Genomic DNA, 8,110 nt, shown 5'->3' on the forward strand with positions numbered 1-8,110 from the left:
CCCAAAGCATATGCTGCACTACTACGCACAGAGAAGTCTTCATCTTCTAGAAGTTTAATTAATCCTGGTACTGCGGCATCAGATTCTATCGCTACCAAAGTATCTGCTGCACTACTACGCACAGAGAAGTCTTCATCTTCTAGAAGTTTAATTAATCCTGGTACTGCGGCATCAGATTTGATTTTTACCAAAGTATCTGCTGCACTACTACGCACAAATAAGTCTTGATTTTCTAGAAGTTTAATTAATCCTGGTACTACGGCATCAGATTTGATTTCTACCAAAGTATCTGCTGCACTACTACGCACAGAGGAGTCTTCATCTTCGAGAAATTTAATTAACTCTGATACTGCAGCATCAGATTTACTAATTCCTAACAACCTAAATTCCAATAATTTAGGAAAATTTAAATCAGTAATTAACTTAACAGTTTCCTCCTGCAATTGTGGTTTAACTTCTCCTGCTAACCTTGCGCCTAATTGCCAATCTGCCGCCAATGCCAACTTAACCACATGCACCGCTTCAGATTGCTTCTCTACCAACTGCATCATCAAAGCTACAGGTTCCGTCCACTTCAAATAATTCAAATAATCCCACTGCAATTGCTCATCACTCAGTTTTGGTAACTCCTGCAATAACCTTTCTGCAGCGTAATATTCTTGTAGCAGTTGATGGCGAAACTCGATTTTATTTTCCGTTCCTACTTGAATCAGATGATGGTTGAGTAAGTCATCTAACCATACTTCTGCATTCCTTGGCTGATGATAATCTTGCTGTTTGAGAAACTGCGTCAAAATATCCCTAGCTTGTTGCTTGGGGATAGCAACGAGAATCTCCGTTTTTGATTCCCCCTGCGTCATCACCCAAGCCAAATGCTGTAACAAGCGCCTCCACCAACGACGAGATTCATCTGATACGGGGATATCTTGTTTCAGATTAGTGTTGTAAATTTCCGTGAAGCGACGAAATACCGAACCCAAATTAGCAGGTACTTGATTCTGGTTATCCACAAACACTGAACAAAGCATCCATAACAGCAGAGGGGTTTCTCCCAACTCCCGCAAACGTCCCTCTAACTGCTTTAACATCTCTTCCTCTTGTTCCGGGAGATATCTACAAACAAACTCCCGCATCTGTTCTTCACTCAGGGGTTGCATTTGCAGCTTGTTCTCAATTCCTAAATCACCACCCACTCCCAAGTCTCGCGTGGTGAATACCATCGGTGTGGTGTTGCGGTAGTCTTGACGGAACTTGTGTAAATCCCCCCGTGCTGCTTCTGATGGTAATTCGTTCACCCCATCCACAAGTAATAAGAATTGTCCCTCAAACAGCAGTTGTTCTATCTCGCGAGTTGACAACAATATTTGATGGCGTTTGAGGAAGTCGCGGATTAAATCGAGGATGGAGGTTTGGTAATAACGCAGTTCTACGAGGACGGGAATAGCTGCGTTATTCACCGAAACCGCCAAGGAATCAATCCCCTGGCTCATAGCCGAAGTCCGTTGAAACTGAGTATGAGCAGGGGATTCAGTCGTCTTGAGACGATTTTCCCTGTTAGCCTGGAAATTCATTTCCAGGTGGGTTTGGGCTGATTCCAACAGCAACCTTACCAATGCTGTAGATTTACCTGAGCCAGGACGACCAATTAATAATACATGCTTTTCAGCATATTTACGTAAGCCATCCAGAACAGTTAACCGTTCGATTTGTTCTTGCTGTTCTTCCGTACTTTCTTTCTCTGGCTTAACCGTCTCCACCATCAAATTATGAAGTAGGGGAAATGGCTGTTTTGGCTCATTCTGTTGCTGACTCACCACATCTGTCAGTGTATAAAAGCTACACCATTTAGCGTAAGTATCACAGATGGATTGTAGGTAAGGTTTCCAGTCCACTACTTTGATGAAGTTACAGCTGTAAAAGTCAAAAAAGACGGTTTTGCTATGATATAGACGCAAGTCTTCTAAATCAAGTAAATCCCCTACCTGGAATACTAACCCAATAATATAGACTATTTGCGAGAATTCACTGAAATTATCATAACCAATTTCCCGCAGCGATCGCATCTCCAGCCTAGGGCACGGCCTGGTTAAGATCATTTGATAATCCCATAGATTGTCGATGCCGTGCCCCTACGGGATAATGCTAAAGTGGGCAATGCTGAAAAACAATGGTGCGTTTAAAACTATGGCAATGGATTATATTAATAATGCCGATCGCAATTATTATCGGCTTTTTATTATTAGCAGCAGGATGGCAAATCCATAATTGGGGTATCAATTGGATTTGGGCGATATTTACCCTGATGCTGGTTGGTTGGCGGTGGTTACTAGTTACATGGACTAGTCCGGTGGTACGGGAATTAGAAACTGCGATCGCTCAAGTCAATCAAGAGTTGGCATTTCAAACTACAAGTACAATCAGTATTAATACTGAAGAGAATACCACCAGTCAAGTAGAAACCGCATTGCAAGATATTCTTGTCAAGAGTCAAGGTGATCCATTGATTTGGGAAGATTGGCAGACTTTTTGGCAACGATGTCAAAATTTAGTAGTAGCGATCGCCAATATTTATCACCCGGAAGTCAAATACCCCCTCCTGAATATTTATATACCCCAAGCTTACGGATTAATTCGAGGAACGGTGGATGATATGGATCAATGGATGCAAAAATTATCACCCGTCCTCAATCAAGTCTCTGTAGGGCAAGCATACCAAGCATATGAAGTCTACCAGCGTTTGGAACCGTCAGCCAGAAAATTATTGCAGGTATTAAATTGGGCACAATGGTTACTCAACCCCATAGCTGCGTTGGCAAAGAACGCTAGTCAAGGTTCTAGCGAACAAGCAACCCAGCAACTACTGGTAAATTTGGGTCAATTGTTGCGAGAAGTCGCCCTGAGAAATTTGTGTCGTCAAGCCGTTGCTCTCTACAGTCGTGACACCTTACCAACCTTAGAATTGACAAACATTCCCGCCCAGCTACCAGAGACAAAAACCCAAACCCTGCGAGAAATCCTCACCCAAGCTCAACCCGTGGAAGTCGTTGAGCAAAAACCCGTTGATATTTTACTGGTGGGGCGCACGGGTTCTGGTAAAAGTAGCTTAATTAACACCCTATTTCAATCAGAGAAGGCGGCGGTAGATGTATTACCAAGCACTGATAAACTTCAGAGTTATCACTGGGAAAGCCCAACAGGCGAAACCCTCACACTCTGGGATACTCCTGGTTACGAACAAGTCAGCCGTGGAGATTTACGGCAGTTGGTTTTAGATTATGCCCATAAAGCCGATTTGCTGTTATTGATTAATCCGGCGTTATATCCAGCCTTGCAAATGGATATAGATTTTCTGCAAATTATTACCACAGAAGTTACCAACTTACCCGTAATTACCGCAGTTACTCAAGTCGATCGCTTGCGTCCAATACGGGAATGGCAACCACCCTATAACTGGCAGTTAGGAGACTCCCCCAAAGAAAATAATATTCGCCAAGCAGTGGAATACCGGATGCAGGAATTAGAAAAATACTGCCAATTGGTATTGCCCATAGTTAATAATGATATAAGTATAGGGAGAGATGCTTGGGGCATAGATGCATTATCCTTGGGATTATTACAAGCGATCGCTCCAGCAAAACAATTGCGTCTGGCTCGCTTTCTGCGGAACTTAGAGGCTCGTACAGTTGCTGCAGCCCAAATCATCGATCGCTACACCCTGCAAATGGCGACTAGTGAAGGACTCACCGCATTACTCAAAAGTCCTGTTCTCCAGTTTATTTCCACTCAATCCACCGGTTCTCCAGCATTAGGTAATCTCTTAGCACAGCAAATTTCTGTGGAACAATTACCCGTTGTCATTGGCAAGTTGCAAATGGCATATGACCTATTTTCTCTCTTAAATACAGCAGATAATCCGATAAAATTTGACTTATTAATCCTGTGGAAAATACTGACAAGAAAGAATGGTTCTAGCGATAACTATGCTTGGGCATTTGGTCAAACCCTAGTGGAATACTGGACACAGAACTTGACCATAGAACAACTCTACCAACGTTATGAATATTATAGTGCTACGGGCAAGTAATATCATGTTCGGTTAAAGACTTATGGTTAAGACCGCAAGGGGGCAGGGTGCAGGGGGCAGGGGGAGAGAAACAAAATCCAAAATCTAAAATCCAAAATCTAAAATTCATTTGATACTGTAAATGTAGTTCATGACCCTTTTTCTAAGCGAATAGTCAAAAGTGGCGATCGCATAAATTTAGGAAAAGGACACGAAATGGAATTTGTCAGTGCGCCTAACCTGCATTGGCCTGATACCATTTTCAGCTTTGATCGAAAAACCCAAGTCCTCTACACCTGTGATGCCTTTGGTATGCACTATTGTAGTGATGACACCTTCGATAAAGACCTAGAGGCGATCGAAGCAGATTTTAGATTTTACTATGACTGCTTGATGGGCCCAAATGCCCGTTCTTTGTTGAATGCAATGAAGAAAATGGGTGAGTTAGGAGACATAAAAATCATTGCTAATGGTCATGGTCCTTTACTGTATCATCACCTAGATATACTCAGGGGATGTTACCAGAACTGGAGCCAAAAACAAGCCACAAAAGAAACCACCGTTGGTTTGTTTTATGTCTCCGAATATGGATATAGCGATCGCTTGGCACAATCAATTTCCCAAGGGATTCAGAAAAGTGAGGTGGGTGTAGAAACCATTGATATCGGCACCGCAGATGTGCAGGAAGTAAATGAACTAGCTGGTCGCTCTGCTGGTATCATCATTGGAATGCCACCATCAGATCATGTGGGGGCTCATGCGGCAATTAGTTCTTTACTCTCAGTTGTCAAGAATAAGCAATTTATCGGTTTCTTTGAATGCTATGGTGGTGATGACGAGCCTATTGCCCCCCTACGTAAGAGATTTATCGACCTTGGCATTAAGGAAGCTTTCCCTGCCATTAAGGTGAAACAAATACCCGATGAACCTCTATTTAAGGAACTAGAAGAATCTGGCACAGATATGGGACAGTTGGTGGTGCGCGCTCGCAACATCAAACAAATTAAGTCTATTGATGTGAATCTGGAAAAAGCCCTAGGTCGCATTAGTAATGGACTATATATCATTACCACCGCTAAAGGTGAGAATAAGAGTGCCATGCTCGCATCTTGGGTCGCTCAAGCTAGTTTACAACCCCTCGGCTTTACCGTTGCTGTTGCTAAAGATAGAGCAATTGAATCATTCTTACACATAGGTGATCGCTTTGTTCTGAACGTCTTGGAAGAAGGCAATTACAAGCAATTGAAGAAACACTTCCTCAAGCGTCTACTTCCTGGTTGCGATCGCTTTGCTGGAGTCAATACCCAAACAGCAAAAAATGGCTGTCCTATTCTTACAGATGCTTTAGCATACATGGAATGTGAAGTCATCAGTACTATGGAATGTAGCGACCATTTCATCATGTATTGCACAGTACAAGATGGTCGAGTTTCCAACCCTGAAGGACTAACCGCAGTTCGCCATCGTAAAGTCGGTAACTATTACTAAGAAAGAGTTAGGGGTTGGTAGTTGATGGTTGGTAGTTGATGGTTGGTAGTTGATAGTTAGGGGTTGGTAGTTGATGGTTGATAGTTAGTTATTTTATCTCCCCATACTTCCCACACTTCCCACACTTCTTTCACTCCTTCCCTCCTTCCCTCCCTCACTCCTTCCCTCCCTCACTGCTCATCTCATCCTTCACTTAAAAACATATGAACAATACCCATCCTCGTGACGTGCAGTATGTACCAATCGCCACTGACACTTTGGTATTGAGGGCACGCAGTTGGACACGTTTGAGATTTGAAATCGAGTTTGCACGAGCTAAGGGTACTACCGTCAATAGTTATATAATTCAAGGCGATCGCACTGCAATTATCGATCCCACACCAGAAACTTTTGCCGAGATTTATTTAGAAGCATTGCGCCAGTGTTTGGACTGGAGCAAATTAGATTATGTAATTTTGGGTCATTTTAACCCCAACCGATTAGCCACCCTCAAAACTATTTTAGAAAGGGCTCCTCAAGTTACTTTTGTATCTTCTGTCATTACTGCTTCCCATTTAAAAGAAGCTTTTTCCGAACAGGAATTAAAGGTCTTAACCATGCGGGGTAAGGAAACCCTAGATTTAGGCAAAGGCCATGTTTTACGCTTTATTCCTACCCCCAGTCCCCGATGGCCAGAAGGACTGTGTACTTACGACCCTCAAACACAAATTTTATACACGGGTAAGCTATTTGCGAGCCATGTCTGTGGAGATGAAATTTTTGATGAACAAGGGGAAACCCTTCAGGAAGATCAGCGATACTACTTTGATTGTTTAATGGCTTCCAATGCTTCCCATGTATTAGCAGCCTTAGAAAAAATTTCTGATCTCCAGGTGAGAATGTATGGTGTCGGTCATGGTCCTTTGGTACGCTATGGTCTGATAGACCTAACCAAATTCTACGAACAATGGAGTCGCGCTCAAACCAAACGGGAAATATCTGTTGCCTTACTATATGCCTCAGCCTATGGTAATACAGCTACCCTGGCTCAAGCGATCGCTTTTGGACTCAATAAAGGGGGAGCCGCAGTCCAATCCATTAACTGTGAATTTGCCGAACCTGACCAAATTCGGGCAGCAGTAGAAAAAGCAGATGGTTTTATCATTGGTTCTCCCACCATTGGAGGTCATGCACCTACGCCTATTCATGGAGCATTAGGTATTGTCTTATCTATAGCCGATCACAGTAAAATAGCTGGGGTATTTGGTTCCTATGGTTGGAGTGGAGAAGCTTTTGACTTAATTGAGGGTAAACTCAAAGAAGCTGGATATAAATTGGGCTTTGAGACTTTGAAAGTTAAATTTAAACCTTCTGATATTATCCTCAAAGAATGCGAAGAGCTAGGTACAGATTTTGTTCAAGTCCTGAAAAAAGCTAAGAAAATTAGGGTTCCTCAAACAGCCGCTACACCTATGGAACAAGCTGTTGGTCGAATAGTTGGCTCAGTGTATGTACTGGCTGCGAATCAAGGTGATGTATCCACTGGCATGTTAGGCGCTTGGGTTTCTCAAGCCACCTTTAATCCCCCAGGAATTACCATTGCTATTGGTCAAGATAGGGCAGTAGAATCCCTTTTATATTCAGGGGGTAAATTTGTCCTGAATATTCTGGCTGAAGGCAAACAGCAAGAATACATGAAACATTTTCGCCAGTCATTTGCACCGGGAGAAGACCGCTTTGCTAAATTCTCCACCACTGTTGCTGATAATGGTTGTACTATCCTTTGTGATGCCTCAGCATACCTAGAATGTACTGTCCAGCAACGTATGGAATGTGGCGATCACTGGGTTATTTATGCGACCATTGATAATGGTAAATTGCTCCAGCCTGATGTTGTGACTGCCGTACACTATCGCAAGACAGGTACTCAATACTAGGTAAAATTGGTGTTGCTGATTGAAGGGATGATTGTGCACAATTCGCAACAAAGTTGCAGGTCACAAAGAGGCAAGGGAGCAGAGAGCAGAGAGCAGGGGGCAGGGAGCAGAGGAAAAAATAGCATTCCCCCTTGCTCAGAACAGCTTTTTCCCTGCTTTTTCTGGTCAGCAACCATTCTATCCCCGCGATCGGCAACGCTATAAAATTATGATTTTGCTGACATAGTTTTTAGATACTGCGCCTCTAAACTCGCCTAGTAATGTGCATCTACTTTTTGAGTATTAATACTTGGCGTTATATCTACGTAATATAGTATTGCGGATGAATTATATTCAGCAATTGTAACCAAGACAATTATTTATCAATTGTGCAATATTGAGCTTATATGTCATTAGTTAACACTTATTATTAGAGTTAATACAAAAATTTTAAATGTTGATATTATCTTACTCTTCATATGAATAATCGTAAACAGATCCAAGTGAAATTTCCTCTCTGGGAATATCTCAACCAACCTCTAATTCATCCTTATCAGAAACTAATTTTAAATCCCCGTCAATTTGCACTAGTTTACAGAGTAGAATTTCTCAATAAGTGTTTGGCAAAAGAATGTGATGCTAAAGGGCACTATTAAACCAAGTA

General features: G+C 42.3%; 5 protein-coding genes and 1 pseudogene. 5 read left to right on the forward strand and 1 reads right to left on the reverse strand.

The genetic code is table 11. The features are described 5' to 3' along the window. Positions 1-2,096: NACHT domain-containing protein (locus tag CALSC_RS12065; RefSeq protein WP_235006768.1), on the reverse strand; the 2,096-nt coding region annotated here is incomplete at its 3' end. A gap of 71 nt (positions 2,097-2,167) precedes the next feature. On the opposite strand from CALSC_RS12065, the gene CALSC_RS12070 reads away from it, so the two are divergent. The 5 genes and pseudogenes from CALSC_RS12070 to CALSC_RS26990 all read left to right on the forward strand — a co-directional run bounded on the left by CALSC_RS12070 (position 2,168) and on the right by CALSC_RS26990 (position 8,102). Then, positions 2,168-4,084, forward strand: coding sequence for a GTPase family protein (locus tag CALSC_RS12070; protein ID WP_088241594.1), 1,917 nt, complete (start codon positions 2,168-2,170; stop codon positions 4,082-4,084). 120 nt (positions 4,085-4,204) lie between these two features. Then, a pseudogene (locus CALSC_RS12075) lies at positions 4,205-5,551 on the forward strand (flavin reductase); the annotation flags it as partial. 203 nt (positions 5,552-5,754) lie between these two features. Then, the gene (locus tag CALSC_RS12080) at positions 5,755-7,467 is read left to right on the forward strand and encodes a diflavin flavoprotein (protein WP_088241595.1); all 1,713 of its coding nucleotides are present in this window, start codon (positions 5,755-5,757) and stop codon (positions 7,465-7,467) included. Between the two features lie 31 nt (positions 7,468-7,498). Next, complete coding sequence (locus CALSC_RS12085; RefSeq protein WP_088241596.1) at positions 7,499-7,693, forward strand: hypothetical protein; 195 nt, start codon at positions 7,499-7,501, stop codon at positions 7,691-7,693. 232 nt (positions 7,694-7,925) lie between these two features. After that, entirely contained in the window at positions 7,926-8,102 is a 177-nt protein-coding gene (locus CALSC_RS26990; RefSeq protein ID WP_200817621.1) for a hypothetical protein, read from the forward strand. The last annotated feature ends 8 nt before the right edge of the window (positions 8,103-8,110 follow it).

Origin of the sequence: Calothrix rhizosoleniae SC01, from assembly GCF_900185595.1 — a bacterium.
Lineage (GTDB): Bacteria > Cyanobacteriota > Cyanobacteriia > Cyanobacteriales > Nostocaceae > Calothrix_A > Calothrix_A rhizosoleniae.